At 74.4% G+C, this 21,318-nt stretch carries 2 protein-coding genes; both read left to right on the top strand.

The annotated features are described in order from the left end of the window. Positions 1-2: 2 nt before the first annotated feature. A complete protein-coding gene (locus tag EEJ42_RS26000) occupies positions 3-19,979 on the top strand; it encodes a non-ribosomal peptide synthase/polyketide synthase (protein ID WP_123103462.1) in 19,977 nt (6,658 codons plus the stop codon). Beyond that, complete coding sequence (locus EEJ42_RS25995) at positions 19,976-21,271, top strand: MFS transporter (protein ID WP_123103460.1); 1,296 nt, start codon at positions 19,976-19,978, stop codon at positions 21,269-21,271. Before EEJ42_RS26000 ends, EEJ42_RS25995 begins: the two co-directional genes overlap by 4 nt. Positions 21,272-21,318: the final 47 nt, after the last annotated feature.

Below are 21,318 nucleotides of genomic sequence, written 5' to 3'. Positions count from 1 at the left end.
ACATGACGTCCTCGAGGAACAGCCGCGCCTCCGCCCTGCCCGAAGAAATGCGCGAAGCCCTCCGCCGCCGTCTCGCGGGCAAGGCCGGACGCACCGCGGCGATCCCCCGCGCGGACCGCACACAGACCCTCCCGCTGTCCTTCGCGCAAGCGCGGCTGTGGTTCCTGCACACCCTCCAGCCGGACGAGGCGGGCTACAACAGCGCCGTCGCCCTGCGGCTGACCGGCGCCCTGGACGCGGCCGCGCTCTCCCGGGCGCTCGATGCCCTGGTGGAGCGCCACGAGGCACTGCGGACCGTCTTCGAGGAGGGTGACGGGCAGCCGTCGCAGGTGGTGTGCGAGGCCACCGCGGTTCCGCTGCCGGTGGCCGACCTCACCGGCGATCCCGGAGCACTGGACGCCACGCTGCTCGCCGAGTACTCCCGCCCGTTCGACCTGCGGACCGGTCCCCTGCTCCGGGCGCTGCTGGTCCGGCTGGCCGACGAGGACCACGTCCTGCTGCTCACGGCCCATCACATCGTCACCGACGGCTGGTCCATGGGCATCCTGCTGGACGAGCTGTGCGCGCTGTACGGCGCCCGGCCGGACACCGGCAAGGACCCGCTGCCGCCGGTGCCGGTGCAGTACCCGGACTTCGCGGTGTGGCAGCGGAAGCGGCTCTCCGGGGCCACCCTGGACAAGCAGCTCGACTACTGGAAGGGGCGGCTCGCGGACACCGTCCCGCTGGAGCTGCCCACCGACCGCCCCCGGCCCAGGTTGCGCACCTCGGCGGGCGCGGTGTACGAGTTCACCGTGGACCGGAAGGTCGCGGCGCGGCTGAAGGGGCTGGCGGCGGACCGGCGCACCACCCTGTTCTCCGTGCTGGTCGCCGCGTGCCAGGGGCTGTTCGCCCGCTGGTCGGGACAGGACGACATCGCGCTGGGCACCGTCACCTCCGGTCGTGGCCGCACCGAACTGGAGCGCGCCGTCGGGTTCTTCGTGAACACCGTGGTGCTGCGCTCCGGGGTCGACGTCGCGCGGTCGTTCCGCGAGCTGATCGACACCGCCGGTACGACGGTCCTCGACGCCTTCGCGCACGACGAGACGCCGTTCGAGCGGCTCGTGGAGGCCGTGGGGGCGCGCCGGGACGCCGGGCGCAACCCGCTGTTCGACGTGATGGTGCTGCTCCACAGCAATCCGCGGTCCGCGCCCCGCCCGGCCGGGCTGACGGCGACGAGCGTCGATGTGCCGCGGCAGTCCTCGACCTTCGATCTCAGCGTGGAGTTCGTCGAGGACGAACAGGAGCTTCGGGGGCTGCTGGAGTACAGCACCGAGCTGTTCGACGCGGAGACCGCCGAGCGGATGGCGGGGCATCTGCTGGTGCTGCTCGACGCGGCGAGCGCCGAGCCGGACCGGCCGGTGCGGGAACTCCCGCTGCTGACGGAGGCTGAGCGGCGGCAGGTGACGGCGTGGGGCCACGGCCCCGCCCTGGACATCGAGCCGACCACGTTCCCCGCCGTGTTCCAGGCGCAGGCGGCCCGTACCCCGGCGGCGACGGCCCTGGTCGCCGGGGACGAGGTGTACGACTTCGCGGCGCTCAACGCGGCCGCCAACCGGCTGGCGCACCAGCTGATCGGGCAGGGCGTCGGCCCCGAGCGGATCGTCGGGGTGAGGCTGCCGCGCACCGCCGACATGGTCGTGGCGATCCTCGCCGTCCTCAAGGCGGGCGGCGTCTATCTGCCGATCGACCCCGAACTCCCGGACGAACGCGTCGCGTTCCTCATGGACGACGCCCGGCCGATGCTGGTGCTGGACGAGGCGGCGCTGCGTACGGTCCCCGCCACGCTGCCCGCGACCGACCCCACCGATGCCGACCGGACCGGGGCGCTGCACCCGGACGGCGCGGCGTACGTCATCTACACCTCCGGCTCCACGGGCCGCCCCAAGGGAGTGGCCGTGACCCACCGGGCCATGGTGAACCTGCTGGTGGGCCACCGCCACGGCTTCGTGGCCGAGGCGGGCGGCGGTCCGCTGCGCGCCGCCCTGACCGCGTCGTTCTCCTTCGACACCTCGCTGGAGGGGCTGCTGCTCCTGGCGGACGGCCATGAGCTGCACCTCATCGACGAGACCACCCGGCTCGATCCGGCCGCGCTGGTGGACCACATCGCCGGGCACCGGATCGACTTCCTCGACCTCACCCCGTCGTATCTGCGGCAGCTCCTCCCGGCCGGGCTGCTCACCGATTCCCGGCACCGCCCCCGGGTGCTGATGCTGGGCGGCGAGGCCATCGGCCAGACGCTGTGGCGGCAGCTGGCGGAGGCGCCCGGCACCACGGCGTACAACTTCTACGGTCCGACCGAGTGCACCGTCGACGCGCTCGCCGCCCGGATCGGCGGCGCCGGGCGGCCGGTGGTGGGGCGGCCGCTGGGCAATCTGCGCGCCTATGTGCTCGACGCCCGGCTCCAGCCGGTGCCCGCCGGGGTCGCGGGCGAGCTGTATCTGGCCGGTGACCAGCTCGCGCGCGGCTATCCGCACCGCCCGGGGCTCACTGCCGCGCGGTTCGTGGCCGATCCGTTCGGGCCCGCGGGGGCGCGGATGTACCGCACCGGCGACGTGGCCCGCTGGACCGCCGCCGGGGAGCTGGACTACCTCGGCCGCGCCGACGACCAGGTGAAGATCCGCGGCCACCGGGTCGAACCGGGCGAGATCGAGGCCGCGTTGCTCGATCTGCCGTCCGTCGCCGAGGCGGCCGTGATCGCCGTGACCGACGACCGCGACCACGCGCGGCTGGCCGCCTACTACGTACCGGCCGCCTCCGCCGTGCCGCCCACCGTCCAGGAGCTGCGGGCGGCCCTCGGGCGCACGCTGCCGGGCCACATGGTGCCCGGCGCCTTCCTCGCCCTCGACGCCATGCCGCTCACCACGAGCGGCAAGCTCGACCGGCGGGCGCTGCCCGCGCCGGGGCCCGATGCCTCCCGGCGGGAGAACGCCTACGAGGCTCCGCGCACGCCGGTGGAGGAAGAGCTGGCCCGGATCTGGGCCGAGGTGCTGGGCGCCGAGCAGGTCGGGGTGTCGGACAACTTCTTCGAACTCGGCGGCGACTCGATCCTCAGCATCCAGGCCGTCTCCCGGGCGCGCCAGGCCGGGCTGCGGCTCAGCTCCCGGGACGTGTTCCTCCACCAGACCATCGCCGACCTGGCCGCCGCCATCGCCCCGCGCAGCGCGCCCGGTACGGACGACACCGTCCCCGAGACACCGACGGGCCCGGCGCCGCTGACCCCGATCCAGCACTGGTTCTTCGCCACCCACGGCCCGCTGCGCCACTTCACCATGTCGATGGTGGTGGACCTGCCGTACGACGTGGACGAGGCCGCGCTGCACACCGCCCTGGAGGCGGTGGCCGCCCACCACCCGGCACTGCGGACCCGGTTCGTTCAGGAAGGCGGCGAGTGGCGCCAGCACGCGGACGGCTCCGCCGCGGGGCCGCTGATCCGCCGCCACGATCTGTCCGGTCTCACGGGCGACGCGCTGCACACCGCGGCCGAAGCGGCCGCCGAGGCCGCCCGCGCCGAACTCGACCTCGCCACGGGCGCGTTGCTGCGCGCCGCGCTGATCCTGCGCGGCGCGGGCACCCGGCCGCGGCTGTTCCTGACCGCGCACCACCTGGCCGTGGACAGCGTCTCCTGGCGCATCCTGCTCGGCGATCTGGAGAGCGCGTACCGGCAGGCCGCGGCCGGGGCCCCGGTGCGGCTCGACCCGGTCGGCACCCCCTTCACCCGGTGGGCCCACCGGCTGAGCGACCACGTGCTTTCCGGGGAGCTGGACAGCGACCTGCCGTACTGGGAGGGCGTGGCGCGGGCGGGCGGCGCCGACCTGCCGGTGGACCGCCCGGGCCGCGCCACCGCCGGAACCACCCGCACGGTCCGGGTGCGGCTCGACCACGACACGACCGACGCACTGCTGCGCCGGGTGCCCGGGGTGTACCGGACGCAGATCAACGACGTCCTGATGAGCGCGCTCGGCCGGGTGCTCGCCGACTGGACGCGCTCCGACCGGGTGCTGGTGGCCATGGAGGGCCACGGCCGGGAGGAGATCGACGAGTCCGTCGAACTGTCCCGGACCGTCGGCTGGTTCACCACCCAGTACCCGGTGGCGCTCACGCTGCCCGGCGGCGGCTGGGGCGCGGTGCTGAAATCTGTGAAGGAGCAGCTGCGGGCGCTGCCCCGCCGGGGCCTGAGCTACGAGGCGCTGGCCCACCTGAGCGCGCCCGGCTCCCCCGCCCGTGCGCTGCGCGACGCCCCGCTGCCGGCCATCTGCTTCAACTACCACGGCCAGTGGGACTCGGCACCGGGCGACGACGCGTTCACCCTCACCGGCCAGACCCTGGGGCAGGATCTCGCCGCCGATGAGCCCTCGACCTATCTGCTCGATGTCTCGGGCGTGGTGGCGGCCGGGGAACTGGAGCTGACCTGGCTCTACTCCGACCGCGTCCACGACGAGGCCACGGTGCGGCGGCTCGCGGACGCGATGCTGGCGGCGCTGCGGGAGATCGTCGGCCACTGCGCGGAGCCGGGCGCCGGTGGCCGTACGCCGTCGGACTTCCCGCTCGCCCGGCTGGACCAGGCGGGCGTGGACCGGCTGGTCGGTGACGGGCGCGGAACCGAGGACGTCTATCCGCTGACCCCGCTTCAGGAAGGCATGCTCTTCCACCGCCTGGTGGGCGACGGGCAGGACGTGTATCTCGACCAGGCCACGCTGACCCTGGCCGGGGTGAGCGACCCGCAGGGGTTCGCCCTCGCCTGGCAGCAGACGGTCGACCGCACGCCCGTGCTGCGCAGCGGCGTGGTGTGGGAGGACGTCGAGCGGCCCGTACAGTTCGTACGCCACCGGGCCACCGTGCCCGTCACCCATGTCGACTGCCGGGAGCTGCCGGAGGAGCGGCGCGCGGCCGAGCTGGACCGGCTGCGGGAAGCGGATCTGGCGCTCGGCCTGGATCTGACGGCGCCGCCGCTGATGCGGCTGACCCTGGTGCGACTCCCCGACGACCAGGTGGCGCTGATCTGGACCTCGCACCATCTGATCCTGGACGGCTGGAGCCTGGCCCAGGTCTTCACCGAGGTGTGCGAGCGGTACGCCGCGGCCGCCCGGGGAGACCGCCCGGCGCTGACCGTCCGGCGGCCCTTCCGCGACTATCTGCACTGGCTGGACCGCCAGGACGGCCGGGAGGCCGAGGAGCACTGGCGGGCGCTGCTCGCGGGGGTCACCGCGCCCACGCCGCTGCCGTACGACCGCAAGCCCCTGGAGTCCCACCGGGCCGGGTCCTCGGCGACCGTGGCGGTGGCGCTCGGGGCCGGGGTCTCGGCGGAGCTGCGCGAGGCGGCCCGGCGCCGCGGGCTCACCGTCAACACGATCGTGCAGGGCGCCTGGGCGCTGCTGCTGTCCCGGTACAGCGGCGAGGACGACGTGGTCTTCGGCACCACCGTCTCGGGCCGCCCGGCGGAGCTGGCCGGGGTCGAGTCCATGGTGGGCATGTTCATCAACACCCTGCCCACCCGGGTACGGGTCGACGGCGCCCGGAACACCGCCGAGTGGCTGCGGGAACTCCAGGTGGCACAGGCGCGGGCGCGGGGCTTCGAATCCGTGTCGCTGGCCCAGCTGTCGGCGTGGAGCGAGGTTCCGGCCGGTACGCCGCTCTTCGACAGCATGGTGGCGTTCGAGAACTACCCCTTCGACGACTCCTCGGCGCGCGAGGCGGGGCTGCGGATCCTCGACGTCGCGTCGACCGACGCCACGAACTTCCCGCTGAGCCTGCGCGCCCATCTCTCCGACCGGCTCGGCTTCGACCTCGGCTATGACCCGGAGCTGTTCGACACCGGGACCGCGGCCGACCTCGCCGACCGGCTGTGCCGACTGCTGACGGAGATCGCGGCGGACCCGGACCGCCCGCTGCGGGCCCTGCCGTGGCTGACCGCCGAGGAGCGGCGGCGGATCCTGGTGGAGTGGAACGGCTCGGCGGAGGGCGTGCCGGAGCGGACCGTGGTGGACCTGTTCGAGGAGCAGGCCTTCCGTACCCCGGACGCGATGGCCGTCACCTGTGGCGCGGAGTCGCTGTCGTACGCGGAGCTCGACGCGAGGGCGGGCCGGTTGGCCCACCGGCTCGCCGCCCAGGGCGCGGCGCGGGAGCGGTATGTGGCGCTGGCCCTGCCCCGCTCGCTCGACATGATCGTGGCGATCGTGGCCGTGCTGAAGACCGGGGCGGCCTATCTGCCGATCGATCCGGACCAGCCGTCCGGGCGGATCGCCCATATGCTCGCCGACACCGAACCCGTGCTGCTGCTGACCACCGGCGACCTGGACGAGCGGATCGCGGCGGACACCGCCGTGCCCCGGCTGTGCCTGGACGACCCGGACGTGGCCGCCGATCTGCGGAACCGCCCCGCCACCGTCCCGGCCGCCGCCCGGCCGCTGCCGGACAGCCCCGCCTACGCCATCTACACCTCGGGATCGACCGGGATGCCCAAGGGCGTGGTCATCCCGCACGCCAATGTGGTGCGGCTGTTCTCGCACACCCGGCAGTGGTTCTCGTTCGACGAGGCGGACGTGTGGACGCTGTTCCACTCCTACGCCTTCGACTTCTCCGTCTGGGAGATCTGGGGACCGCTGCTGCACGGTGGTCGGCTCGTGGTCGTCCCCTATGCCGTATCGCGCTCCCCGGAGGAGTTCCTGCGGCTGCTGGCGGACGAGCGGGTGACGGTGCTCAACCAGACGCCGTCGGCGTTCTACGCGCTGATGCGGGCGGACGAGGAGAACCCCGGGGCGCAGCTTTCACTGCGCCGGGTCATCTTCGGCGGTGAGGCGCTCGACCCGCGTCGTCTGGAGGGCTGGTACGCGCAACACGCGAACTCCGACACCGCGCCCGTGCTGGTCAACATGTACGGGATCACCGAGACCACCGTGCACGTCACCCATACCGCCCTCGACCGCGCGACCGCGGCCCGCGCCACCGGCAGCGGCATCGGCACCGGCATCCCCGACCTGCGGATCTACGTCCTCGACGCGGCCCTCGAACCGGTGCCGCCGGGCGCGGTGGGCGAGCTGTACGTGGCGGGCGCGGGGCTGGCCCGTGGCTATCTGCGCCGCCCGGGGCTGACCGCGTCCCGTTTCGTCGCCGACCCGTTCGGCCCGCCCGGGAGCCGGATGTACCGCACCGGCGACCGGGCCCGGTGGAGCGCGGACGGGGAGCTGGAGTATCTGGGCCGCGCCGACGACCAGGTGAAGATCCGTGGTTTCCGGATCGAGCCCGGTGAGATCGAGGCCGCCCTGACCGCGCATCCGGCGGTGGCCCACGCGGTGGTGACCGCGCGCGAGGACCGGCCCGGGGTGCGGCGGCTGGTGGCCTACACCGTGGCCGCTCGTACGGTGGCCACCGGTCAGGGCGCGCCGCCGTCCGCCGCCGAGCTGCGGGAATTCCTCGGGCGCAGCCTGCCCGAGCACATGATTCCGGCCGCCTACGTCCCGCTGGACACCCTGCCGCTGACCGTCAACGGCAAGCTGGACCGGGCGGCGCTGCCCGCCCCGGGCGCGGACGGCTTCGCCACGAGCGCCGAGCGGATCGCGCCGCGCACCGAGGCGGAAGCCACGGTGGCCCGGGTGTGGGCCGAGGTTCTGGGTCTCGAGGAGGCGGGGGCCGAGGACAACTTCTTCGCCCTGGGCGGCGATTCCATCCTCGCCATCCGGGTGGCGTCCCGGCTGCGCACCGCCTTCGGCACCGATGTCTCGCCGCGGTCGCTGTTCACCCATGCCACCGTCGCCGGCCTCGCCACCGCCCTGAGCGCACCGGATAACGCCGCGCCGCGCGAGGTGATACCGGCCGTGGCGCGGGGAGGGGACCTGCCACTGTCGTACGCGCAGCAGCGCCTGTGGTTCCTGGACGGCTTCGACGACCGCGACACCGAGTATGTGACCCCGTTCGCGCTGCGGCTGCGCGGCCCGCTCGACACCGGCGCCCTGCGCGCCGCGCTCGACGGCCTGGTGGCCCGGCACGAGCCGCTGCGCACCACGTTCGCCGAGGTGGACGGCCGCGGTGTGCAGCGGATCCACGACCCGTACCGGGTCGAGCTGCCGCGCCACGACCTCACCGCGCTCCCCGCCGCCGAGCGGGAACGGGAGCTGGAGCGGCTGCTGGAGCGGGAGGGCGCCACCGCCTTCGACCTGAGCCGTGGCCCGCTGCTGCGGGCGTCCCTGATCGGGCTGGGCGACGAGGAACACGTCCTCACCCTGACGATGCATCACATCGTCACGGACGGCTGGTCCACCGCCGTCATCAGCGACGACCTGGGCGAGCTGTACGCGGCGGCGCTCGAAGGCCGGGCGCCGGAACTCGCCCCGCTGCCGCTGGGGTACGCCGACTACGCGGCCTGGCAGCGCGATCCGGACGGCGGCGCCGCCGCGCTGGAACCGCAGCTGGACCACTGGCGGAAGACGCTGGCCGACCTGGCGCCGCTGGAGCTGCCGACCGACCGGCCGCGCCCGGCCGTGCAGACCAGGAACGGGGCGCTGCTGGACTTCACGCTGGACGCGGAGCTGGTGGACCGGCTGCGCGAGACCGGTCGGCACGGCGACGCCACCCTCTTCATGACCCTGCTCGCCACCTGCCAGGTGCTGTTGGCGCGCTGGTCGGGGCAGGAGGACATCGCGGTGGGCACCGTGACCTCCGGCCGCGAGCGGCCCGAGCTGGAGCGCCTGGTCGGGATGTTCGTGAACACCCTCGTGCTGCGCGGCCGGGTGCGCGCGGACCGCCCGTTCGGCGAACTGCTCCAGGAGGTGCGCGACACCGTCCTCGACGCCTTCGCCCACCAGGACGTGCCGTTCGAGCGGATCGTGGACGCGCTCCAGCCGGAGCGGGACACCAGCCGCACCCCGCTGTTCCAGGTGATGGTGGCGCTGCACAACCTGGGCGGTGAGGTGCCGAGCCTGCCAGGGCTCGCCGTGGAGGCCGTACGGATCCCGAGCCGGACCGCCGCCTTCGACCTCGGCTTCGACTTCGTGGAACACCGGGGCGCCCTGACCGGGTACGTGGAGTACAACACCGATCTGTTCGACGCGGCGACCGTGCGGCGGATGATCCGGCAGCTGCGGCTGCTGCTGGAGACGGTGGCGGACGACTCCGGCCGTCCGGTGGGCGAACTCCCGCTGCTGACCGCGCGGGAGCGGCACACCGTGCTGGAGGAGTGGAACGACACCGCGCTCCCGGTGGCGGACACCACCTTCCCGCGCCACTTCGAGGAGCAGGCGGCCCGCACCCCGCACGCCACCGCGCTGGTGGCGCCCGACGCCACCTACGACTTCGCGGAGCTGAACGCCCGCGCCAACCGGCTGGCCCACCATCTGATCGGCCTCGGGGCCGGTCCCGAGAAGGTGGTCGCGGTCAGGCTGCCGCGCACCGCCGACCTGATGGTGGCCCAGCTCGCGGTCCTCAAGGCGGGCGGCGCGTATCTGTACCTGGATCCCGAACTGCCCGCCGAGCGCGTCCGGTTCCTGCTGGACGACGCGGCGCCCGAGGTCGTCCTCACCCCCGAGGCGCTGCGCGACGCGCCCCTCGACGGCCTTCCCGCCACCGACCCCACCGACCGGGACCGGCGCTCCCCGCTGCGCCCGGCGAACACCGCGTACATCAACTACACCTCCGGTTCCACCGGCCGTCCCAAGGGCGTCGCCGTCGAACACCGCCAGCTGGTCAACCTCTGCCACGACCACGTGGCCGGGCTCATCGGGCCGCACGCGGCCGAGGCGGGCCGTCCGCTGCGCGCGGCGCTGACCGCCGCGTTCTCCTTCGACACCTCCTGGGAGGGCGCGGTGTTCCTGGCCGCGGGCCAGGAGGTGCATCTGATCGACGACGCGGTGCGGTTCGACCCGGCCGCCCTGGTCGAGCTGATCGGCGCCCGGGAGCTGGACTTCCTCGACCTCACCCCCTCGTACCTCCACGAGCTGATGGCCGCCGGGCTGTTCGACGGCCGCCACCGGCCACGGATCGTCATGGTGGGCGGCGAGGCGCTGGGGGCGGCGCTGTGGCGGGAGCTGCGCGCGGTGCCCGGAGTGGCGGCGTACAACTTCTACGGGCCCACCGAGTGCGCCGTCGACGCGGTGTACGGGCGCCTCGCCGACCTCGGGGACCGTCCGCTGATCGGGCGTCCCGGCCACAACCTGCGGGCGTACGTCCTGGACGGGGCGCTGCGCCCTGTACCCCCCGGCGTGCCGGGCGAACTGTATCTGGTCGGCGCCCAGGTGGTGCGCGGCTACCGGGGCCGTCCGGGGCTGACCGCGCTCCACTTCGTCCCCGACCCGTACGGCCCGCCGGGCTCGCGGATGTACCGCACCGGCGACCGGGCCCGCTGGACGGCGGACGGGGTGCTCGAATTCCTCGGCCGCGCCGACGACCAGGTCAAGATCCGTGGCTTCCGCATCGAGCCCGGTGAGATCGAGGCCGCCGTGCTGGACCATCCGGCGGTCGAGGACGCCGTGGTGGCGGCCCGCGAGGACTCCGGCCACCGGCGGCTGGTGTGCTACCTCGTGGCCACGGGGGCGGACGCCGCGCCCGGCGCGGTGGAGCTGCGCGCCCTGCTCAAGCGGACCCTGCCCGACTACATGGTCCCGGCGGCGTTCGTGACGCTGGACCGGATGCCCCGTAACGACGCCGGAAAGGTCGACCGGCGGGCGCTGCCCGCGCCGCCCGCGCAGCCGGAGGCGGAGACCGCGTACGTGGCGCCGCGCACCGAGGCGGAAACCGTGCTCGCGCGCGTGTGGTCCGAGGTGCTCGGCACCCCGCGGATCGGGGTGGAGGACAACTTCTTCGCCCTGGGCGGCGATTCGATCCTCAGCATCCAGATCGTCTCCCGCGCCCGCCAGGCCGGACTGCGGATCACCTCCAAGGACATCTTCCGCCACCAGACCATCGCGGAACTCGCGGTGACCCTCGGGTCCGCGCCGGCGCCGGAGCGCGCTCCGGCCGCCGCACCGACGGGCCCGGCACCGCTGACCCCGATCCAGCACTGGTACCTCGACGGGCGGCGGCCCGGCGACCCGCACCACTTCACCATGACCCACCGGCTGCGGCTCGCCGACGACCTCGACGAGGCCGCGCTGCGGCGGGCGGTGGACGCGCTCGTGGCGCACCACGCGGCGCTGCGCACCCGGTTCGTCTTCCTCGACGGGCAGTGGCGGCAGGACGTCCTGGCCACCGCGCCCGGGCCGCTGCTGGAGCGGCACGATCTGTCCGGCCTCGGCGAGGAGGCGCGGTCGCGCGCCGTGCGGGAGGCCACGGTCGCGGCACAGACCGGGCTGGACATCGCCGAGGGCGCGGTGCTGCGGGCCCTGCTGTTCACCCACGGTCCGGGGCAGCCGCCGGAGTTGCTGATCACCGTCCACCATCTGGTGGTGGACGGCGTCTCCTGGCGCGTCCTCCTCGGCGACCTGGAGACCGCGTACCACCAGGCCGCCGCCGGAGCCACGCCCGCGCTACCCCCGGCGAGCAGCGCCTACGCGCACTGGGCGGCCCGGCTGGCGGACCACGTGCGGTCCGGCGGGCTCGACGGCGACCTGGCGTACTGGACGCGCACCGCGGACACCACACCCGCGCCGCTGCCCGTCGACCGCCGGGGCGCCAACACCCAGGAGACGGCGGCCACCGTGACCGTCGGCCTCGGCCGCGACGAGACCGAGGCCCTGCTGCGCGACGTCCCGGACGTGTACCGCACCCAGATCAACGATGTGCTGCTCAGCGCGCTCGGCCGGAGCCTGGCCCGCTGGACCGGCGGCGACACCGTGCTGATCGGGGTGGAGGGACACGGCCGCGAGGACCTCTTCGAGGAGCTGGACCTCTCCCGTACGGTCGGCTGGTTCACCGCCGAGTTCCCGCTCGCGCTGACCGTCGCGCCCGACGCGGAGTGGCGGGAGACGCTCCGTTCCGTCAAGGAGCAGCTGCACGCCGTCCCGCACCGCGGGCTGAGTTACGGCGCGCTGCGCCACCTCTCCCCCACCGCGGGCGAGCAGTTGCGGGGCGGCCCCGCCCCGCAGATCGGTTTCAACTACCACGGCCAGTGGGATGCCGCTTCGGGTGACGCCTCCGGGCTCTACCGGGACGCCCTGCCCTCGACGGGTCGGGACGCGCCGGACGGCGAGACGCGCACGTATCTGCTGGAGGTCACCGGAGCCGTCCAGGGCGGCCGTCTCGAGCTGGGCTGGACCTACCCGACGCTGATGTACGACGAGGCGACCGTGCGCCGCCTCGCCGAGGACGTGGTCGCCGCGCTGCGGGAGATCGTCGCGCACTGCGCGGAGCCCGGCGCGGGCGGCCGCAGCCCGTCCGACTTCCCGCTCGCCCGGCTCGACCAGCGCCAGGTGGACCTGATCGCGGGCGACGGCCGGGACGTGGAGGACATCTATCCGCTGACCCCGTTGCAGGCGGGCATGCTCTTCCACGGCCTGGTCGATACCCAGGGCGCCTACTTCGACCAGATCGCGCTGCGCATCGGCGGCATCACCGACCCGGACGCGTTCGCCGCCGCCTGGCAGCGGGTCGTGGACCGGACACCGGTGCTGCGCAGCGAGGTGCGCTGGGAGGGGCTTGAGGAACCCGTCCAGGTCGTACGCCGCCATGTCGCACTGCCCACCGCCCGCCACGACTGGCGCCGCCTGTCCCCGGACGGGCGACAGGCCGCGCTGGAGCGGCTGCTCGCCGAGGACCGGGCGGCCGGGATGGAGCTGACCCGGGCCCCGCTGACCCGGATCGCGGTGGCGCGGCTGACCGACGACGAGATCATGCTGGTGTGGACCTCCCACCACCTGATGCTCGACGGCTGGTCCACCGGGCAGCTCTTCGCCGAGGTGTGCGAGAACTACGCGGCGCTCACCGAGGGCCGCACCGTCGCCCCGCCCGCGCGCCGCCCGTTCAGGGACTTCCTGCGCTGGCTGCGGGAGCAGGACCAGGAGCGGGCCGAGCGCCACTGGCGGGACGTCCTGGCGGGCTTCGGCGCCCGGACCCCGCTGCCGTACGACCGGCCGCCCCGGGAGGCCCACCGGGCCGCGTCGGGCGCGCTGACCCGGCTGGAGCTGCCCCGGGAGGTGTCCGCGCGGCTGCGCGAGACTGCCCGGAGCCACGGGCTGACCGTCAACACGGTGGTGCAGGGCGCCTGGGCGCTGCTGCTGTCCCGGTACGGCGGCGAGCCGGACGTGGTGTTCGGCACCACCGCCTCGGGCCGCCCGGACGGGCTGCCGGGGGTGGAGACCATGGTCGGCATGTTCATCAACACGGTCCCCACCCGGGCCGTGGCCGACGGCGGCCGCGACGTGATGCGGTGGCTGCGGGAACTCCAGGACCAGCAGAGCGAGTCCCGCCGCTTCGACTTCGTCTCGCTCGCCCGCATCCAGGGATTGAGCGAACTGCCCGCCGCGGAGGCCCTGTTCGACTCCATGGTGGTCTTCGAGAACTATCCCTTCGACGAGGAGTCGGCATCCGGCGCCGGGATCGCCATCCGGGAGGTGCGGGCCGAGGACGCCACGAACTTCCCGCTGTGCTGCCGCGCCTACCTCGGCGACCGGCTCGGGTTCGACATCGCCTACGACCCCGCGCTGTTCGACGCGGCGACGGCGGAGCGGGCCGCGCGCCATCTGGGGACGCTGCTGGAGGGCATGGCCGACGGCGCCGGGCGCACCCTGGACGATCTGCGGCTGCTGACCGACTCCGAGGAGCGCCGGGCGGTGCGGGAGGGGAACGACACCGCCCGCCCGCTGCCCGCGGGCTCGCTCGCGGAGCTGTTCGCCGAGCAGGCCGCGCGGACCCCGGACGCCATCGCCGTCACCGACGGCGCCACCGCACTCGGCTACCGCGACCTCGACGCGTGGTCCGGGCAACTGGCGGCGGTCCTGGCCGACTCGGGGGTGCGCGCCGAGGACCGGGTGGCGCTGCTCATGGACCGGTCGGCCGCACTCGTGGTGGCGCAGCTCGCGGTGGTCAGGGCGGGCGGGGTGTACGTACCGGTGGACGCCCGCGCGCCGCGCGCACGGCAGCGGGAGCTGCTGGAGCAGGCGGGCGCGAAGATCGTGCTGACGGCGGACGACGTGGCCGCCGCGCGCGACGGCGAGCGGACCCCGCCCGCCGTGCCGGTGGACCGGGACAACCTGGCGTACGTGATGTTCACCTCCGGGTCGACCGGGGTGCCGAAGGCCGTGGGGGTGCGCCACCGCGATGTGGCGGCGCTCGCCCTCCACCGGGCCTTCGCGAGCGGCGGGCACGAACGGGTGCCGCTGCACTCCCCGGTGGCGTTCGACGCCGCCACCTACGAGGTGTGGGTGCCGCTGCTGCGCGGCGGCCGGGTGGTGGTGGCCCCGCCGGGCGAGCTGGACGCGGCGGCGCTGCGGCGGCTGGTGACCGGGCACGGGGTGACGGGCCTGTGGCTGACCGCCGGGCTGTTCCGGCTGCTCGCCGGCGACGACCCGGACTGCTTCGCGGGGCTGCGCGAGGTGTGGACCGGCGGCGATGTGGTGCCCGCAGCGGCCGTGCGCCGAGTGCTGGCGGCCTGCCCCGGGCTGACCGTGGTGGACGGCTACGGGCCGACCGAGACGACGACCTTCGCGACCGCCTTCCCGATGGCCGCGGCCGACGAGGTGCCCGAGGTGGTGCCGATCGGCGGGCCGCTGGACAACATGCGGGTGTACGTCCTGGACGCGCGGCTGCGGATCGTCCCGCCCGGTGTCGTCGGTGAACTCTTCGTCGCCGGGGAGGGCGTGGCCCGCGGCTATCTGGGGCGGCCGGGCGCGACGGCGGCGGCCTTCCTCGCCGATCCGTACGGGCCCGCCGGGGAGCGGATGTACCGCACCGGGGACCTGGCGCGGCGGCGGTCGGACGGCACGGTGGAGTTCGTCGGCCGCGCCGACCACCAGGTGAAGGTCCGGGGCTTCCGGATCGAGCCGGGCGAGGTGGAGAGCGTGCTGACCGCGCACCCCGGGGTGGCGGACGCGGCGGTGGTGGCCCGGGAGGACCGGCCCGGGGTGAAGCGGCTGGTGGCCTATGTGGTGCCGGGTGGCGACCGGGCCGTGGACGGTGCGGAGTTGCGTACCCATGTGGCGGCCGTGCTTCCGGAGTACATGGTGCCGTCCGCGGTCGTCCTGCTGGACGCGCTGCCGCTGAGCCGCAACGGCAAGCTGGACCGCGCGGCGCTGCCCGCCCCCGGTGCCGACCCGGACCGGGCGGCGTATGTCGCCCCGCGTGACGAGGCCGAGCGGCGCACGGCGGCGGTCCTGGCCGAGGTGCTGGGGGTCGAACGGGTCGGTGCCGAGGACGACTTCTTCGTCCTCGGCGGGGACTCCATCCTCAGCATCCGGCTCACCTCGCGGCTGCGGGAGGCGTTCGCCGCGGAGGTCTCGCCCCGGTTGGTGTTCGCCCACTCGACGGTGGCCGCGCTGGCCGCGGCCCTCACCGAGGCGAGCGGCCGCCCCCGGTCCGCGCCGATCACCCCGGTGCCCCGGGACGCGGAGCTGCCGCTGTCGTATCCGCAGCAACGCCTGTGGTTCCTGGACTCCTTCGCACCGGACAGCACCGAATACATCACCCCGCTGGCGCTGCGGATGCGCGGCATCCTCGACGTCGCGGCGCTGGAGGACGCGCTGACCGCGCTGGTGGCCCGGCACGAGTCGCTGCGCACCACCTTCGACGCGGTCGACGGGCGCGGGGTGCAGATCGTGCACGAGCCCTCCGCGGTGCGGCTCGCCCGCCACGATCTGTCGGACGTTCCCGCCGACCGGCGGGAGGCGGAGCTGACGGAGCTGCTGGCGCGGGAGCGGGAGCGCCCGTTCGACCTGCGGCGCGGCCCGCTGCTGCGGGCCGGGCTGATCCGGCTGGGCGCCCAGGACCACGCCCTCACACTGACGCTGCACCACATCATCACCGACGGCTGGTCCACCGGTGTGCTCATCGGCGATCTGCGCGAGCTGTACCGGGCGGCGCTGACCGGCGACGTGGCGGTGCTGCCACCGCTTCCGGTGCAGTACGCCGACGTCGCGGCCTGGCAGCGAGCCGAACTGTCCGGCCCGCAGGCCGATGAGGAACTGACGTACTGGAAGCGGCAGTTGAGCCAGGTGGAGCCGCTGGAGCTGCCCACCGACCGGCCCCGTCCCGCGGTGCGCAGCGGACACGGCGCGACCGTGGAGTTCGAGGTGCCCGCGGCCGTGAACCGGCGCCTCAAGGAGTACGGACAGGCCCGTGGCACCACCCTGTTCATGACGCTGGTGGCGGCGGCCCAGGTGCTCCTGTCCCGGCTGTCCGGCCAGGAGGACATCACGGTGGGGACGGTCACCTCGGGGCGGGAGCGCGCCGAGGCGGAGCATCTGATCGGCTTCTTCGTGAACACGCTGGTGCTGCGCTCCTCGGTCGACCCCGAGCGCGGCTTCACCGACTTCCTGTCCGAGGTGCGCGGCACCGTCCTGGACGCCTTCGCCCACCAGAACGTGCCGTTCGAGCGGGTGGTGGACGAGGTGCAGCCCACCCGGGACACCAGCCGGACACCGCTGTTCCAGGCGATGGTGGTGCTCCAGAACATCCCCGGCGGGCAGCTGGACCTGCCCGGTCTCACGCTGGAGGACATCGCCCCCGAGACCGGCACCGCGAGTTTCGACCTCACGCTGGAGTTCGCCGAGGCCGACGGGGGCGTCCTGCGCGGGCTGATCAGCTACAGCACCGATCTGTTCGACGAGCCGACGGCCGAGAGGATGGGCGCGGCCCTCCGTACGCTCCTCACCGGCATCGCCGACGACCCGGACCGGGCGGTGGGCGCGCTGCCGCTCGCCACCCCGGCCGAGCTGCGACGCACCCTGGTCGAGTGGAACGCCACCGGACACCCTGTGCCTCCGGCCACGCTGGCCGAGCTGTTCGAGCGTCAGGCGGCGGTGTCCCCGGACGCCCCGGCCGTGGCGTCCGGGGCGGGCGGGCTCACCTTCGCCGAGCTGGAGACGGCGGCGAACCGGCTGGCGCACCGGCTCATCGGGCGCGGTGTGGGGCCGGAGAAGCTGGTGGCGCTGGTGCTGCCGCGGTCGGTGGAGATGGTGGTGGCGCAGCTGGCGGTGGTGAAGGCGGGCGGCGCGTTCCTGCCGGTCGACCCCCACTACCCGGCGGAGCGGGTGGCGTTCATGCTGCGGGACGCCGAACCCCTGGTCGTCCTCGACGACGTGGCGTCGGTGTGGGCCGGGGACGGCCCCGCCGATCCGCCGGCCGTCCGCGCGCTGACACCGGACCATCCGGCGTACGTCATCTACACCTCCGGGTCCACCGGGGTGCCCAAGGCGGTCGTGGTCACCCACGCGGGGCTGGCGAGCTTCTCGGCCGCCGCCGCGACACACTACGGCGTCCGGGCCGGGGACCGGGTCCTCCAGTTCGCCTCGCCGAGCTTCGACGCCTCCGTACTGGAGCTGTGCGTCTCCCTGCCGAGGGGCGCGGCGCTGGTGGTCGCGGAGGAGGGACCACTGCTGGGCGAGCGGCTGGCCCAGGTGCTGACCGAGCACCGGATCACCCACGCGCTGATCCCCCCGGCGGCGCTGGCCACCGTGCCGGAAGCGGCGCGGGAGGCCGGGATGCCGGAGCTGCGCACCCTGATCGTCGGCGGTGACGCGTGCTCCGCCGAACTGGTGGACCGCTGGGCGCCGGGCCGCCGGATGATCAACTCGTACGGTCCGACCGAGGCGACCGTGGTGAGCACCTGGTCCGGGCCGCTGACCGCCGGTTCGGGGGTGCCGCCGATCGGCGGGCCGATCCGTAACACCCGGGCCTATGTGCTGGACTCCGCGCTGCGCCCGGTTCCGGTGGGCGTGGCCGGGGAGCTGTACGTGGCCGGGGCGGGACTGGCCCGCGGCTACCTGGGCCGCCCGGGGCTGACCGCATCCCGCTTCCTGGCCGACCCGTTCGGCCCGGCGGGGAGCCGGATGTACCGCACGGGCGATGTGGTGCGCTGGACGTCCGACGGCGAGCTGCGGTTCGTCGGCCGGGCCGACGACCAGGTCAAGGTGCGCGGGTTCCGGATCGAGCCGGGCGAGGTGGAGAGCGCGCTGCGGCGCAGCCCGGACGTACGCGAGGCGGTGGTGGCGGTGCGGGACACCGGGCCCACGCCCGAGCACCCGACCGGGCTGAAGCGCCTGGTCGGCTATGTGGTCCCGGCGGAGGGCACCGCCCCGACCGCCGCCTCGCTGCGCGATTTCCTCGGCCGGATCCTGCCGCCCCACATGGTGCCGTCGGCGTTCGCCACCCTGGAGGAGCTGCCGCTCACCCCGAACGGCAAGGTCGACCGCCGCGCCCTGCCCGATCCGGATCCCGCTCCGGACCCGGGCGCGGACCACGTCGCGCCGCGCACCCTGATGGAGAGCCGGATCGCGGCGATCTGGGCGGACGTCCTCGGCCTGGACCGGGTCGGCGTGCACGACAACTTCTTCGACCTCGGCGGGGATTCCATCCTGAGCATCCAGGTCGTCTCCCGCGCCCGCCAGTCGGGGCTCGGGCTGACCACCAAGGATCTGTTCAGCCACCAGTCGGTGGCCGCCCTGGCCGCCGTGGCGACGACGGAACGGGACGAGGGCGGTGCTGAACCGGTCACCGGAGACCTTCCGCTCACCCCGATCCAGCGGTGGTTCTTCGCCACCCACACCGTCAACCCGCACCACTTCAACCAGTCCACCCTGCTGGAGCTGGACCAGGAGGTGGACGAGGCGGCGCTGGAGGGGGCGCTGGCCGCCCTGCTGGTCCACCATGACGCGCTGCGGATGCGGTTCACGCACGAGGACGGCGAGTGGCGGCAGTTCGACCCGGAGCCCGAACCGGGGGCCGTCCTCGCCCGGTACGACCTGTCCGGGCTGCCCGCGCACGAGGCGGACGCGGCGATGGAGCAGACCGCCGACGCCCTGCACGCGGGCTTCGACCTCGGCAGCGGCCCGCTGCTGAAGGCCGCGCTGTTCCGGTTCGGCGACGACCGGCGGCCGTTCCTCTTCCTGACCGCCCACCATCTGGTCATCGACGGGGTGTCCTGGCGGATCGTGCTGGACGACCTGGACACCGCCTACCAGCAGGGTGTGCGGGGCGAGCCGGTCGACCTCGGCGCCAAGTCGACCTCGTTCCGGGACTGGGCCCGGCAGCTCGCCGAGCAGGTCGCCGACGGCGCCCTGGACCACGAGGCCGACCACTGGGCAGCGGCGCTGGACGCGCGGCCGCTGCCGGTCGACCACGAGCCGTCCGCCCAGGGAGCCCCAGGAGCCTCGGGGGCCTCGGGAGCCGAGACCCGGGCGGTGCCGGTGGAGATCGACGAGGCGGACACCGAGGCGCTGCTGCGGGCCGCCCCCACCGCGTACCGCACCCGCATCAACGACGTGCTGCTGGCCGCCCTCGCGCTGGCGCTGTCGCACTGGACCGGCCGGGACCGGATCTCCGTCGAACTGGAGGGCCACGGCCGGGAGGACGTCATCGAGGGCGCCGACCTCTCCCGTACGGTGGGCTGGTTCACCACGATGTACCCGGTCTCCTTCGACCTGCCCGCCACCCGGGATTCCGCGTCCGTCGACTGGCGCGGCCTGGTCAAGTCGGTCAGGCGCCATCTGCGGGCCGTCCCCGGCAACGGCTTCGGCTTCGGGGCGCTGCGGACCTTCGGCACGGACGCCGTACGGGAGCGGCTGACCGGCACCGGCACCGGGCCCCAGGTCGTGTTCAACTACCTCGGCCAGTGGGACGCCCGGTCCGCCGAGGCCAAGGACGGTCTCGTCCACGCCGAGCACGGCTCCTTCGGCCAGGACCACGACCCGCGCGAGGGCGGTTCGCATCTGCTGGAGGTCGTGGGCGCGGTGCAGAACGGACGGCTCGGCTTCACCTGGTACTACCGTCCCGGCGTCCACGAGGAGTCGACCGTGGCGGCGGTGGCCGCGGACTTCGCGGACGCGCTGCGCCGCATCGCCCAGGACTGCCGGGGTGCCGTATGAGCGGGGACCGCGCCGTTCCGTCGGGCCCGGTGGAGGCGCCCCCGTCCGCGTCCGCGTCCCCGCCGGTGCCGCTGTCGCGCAACCGCGGCTACCGGCTGCTGTGGGGCAGCCAGGCGCTCTCGGAGTTCGGGTTCCACGCCTCGATGATCGCGTTTCCGCTGCTGGTCCTGGCGCTCACCGGCTCGGGCGCCGCCTCCGGGCTGGTGATGGGCACGATCGCCGCCGCGCAGATGCTGGCCGGGCTGCCCGCCGGGGTCCTGGTGGACCGCTACGACCGCAAGGCGCTGATGCTCGGCTGCGAGGCGGCCCAGGCGGTGTCCGCCGTCAGCCTCGTGGTGGCGGTGTGGAGCGACGCGGCCACCGTGCCGCACATGGTCGCCGTCGCCGCGGTGTTCGGGGCCGCCGCCGCGCTCTTCGAACCGGCGGAGAACGCGGCGCTGCCGCTGCTGGTGGACGACGCGCAGCTGCCCGCGGCGGTCTCGATGAACACGGCACGGGCGTCGATGGGACAGCTCTCGGGCACCGCGACCGGCGGGTTCCTGTTCGCCGTGGGGCGCTTCGTCCCCTTCCTGGCCGACGCCGTCATGCACACCCTCTCGTTCGTCGCGCTGCTCTTCCTCCGGCTGCCGAAGCCGGAGCGGCCCGCCGCCGCGCCGGGCAGGCTCGGCCACGCCATGCTGACCGGCCTGCGGTGGGTGTGGCAGGAGCGCCGGATCCGGGTCACCATCCTGTGCGCGGTCGTGCTGAACCTGTTCTTCAGCGCCTTCTACCTCGTCGTCATCGTGCTCGCCGGAACCAGAGGGGTGCCCTCCGGGGAGGTCGGGGTGATGGCGGCCATGCTCGGGGTGGGCGGGGTCGCGGGCGCGCTCGCTGCGCCCGTACTCCACGGCCGCCTCGGCGCCTACCGAGCCATCGTGGCGGTGTTCTGGGCGCTGACCGTGCTCACCCCGGTCGCCGCCGTCGTGCACAGCGGCTATCTGACCGGGGCGCTCTTCGCCCTGATGGCGCTGTTCCCGCCCACCGCGAACACCGCGATCATGACGGAGCAGCTGCTGCGCACCCCGGACCGGCTGCGCGGCAGGCTCACCAGCGTCCTCGCCCTCGCCTGCGGGGCCGCGGGCGCGGCGGGCCCCGCGCTGGGCGGCCTGCTCACCCAGGCCCTGCCGGGCGACCGGGCCATCCTGGTGTGCTCGGCCGGGATGGCGGCCGCGGCCGTCCTCGCCACCGCCAGCCCGACCCTGCGCGGGCTGTCCCCGAACCCGCCGCCCGGCAACCGGCCGACGGCGGCCTGAGAACCACCTCCACGCAAAGATCCCTACGAAAAGATCCACACGACAGG

The sequence above is a fragment of the Streptomyces botrytidirepellens genome, from assembly GCF_003721215.1.
GTDB lineage: Bacteria > Actinomycetota > Actinomycetes > Streptomycetales > Streptomycetaceae > Streptomyces > Streptomyces himastatinicus.
The sequence above is the reverse complement of the archived record's forward strand: the minus strand, read 5'-3'. Positions and strand labels throughout refer to the sequence as shown.

Coding starts and splice junctions, on each gene's coding strand:
- EEJ42_RS25995 (WP_123103460.1), top strand. CDS start 19,976: ATGAGCGGGGACCGCGCCGTTCCGTCGGGCCCGGTGGAGGCGCCCCCG.
- EEJ42_RS26000 (WP_123103462.1), top strand. CDS start 3: ATGACGTCCTCGAGGAACAGCCGCGCCTCCGCCCTGCCCGAAGAAATG.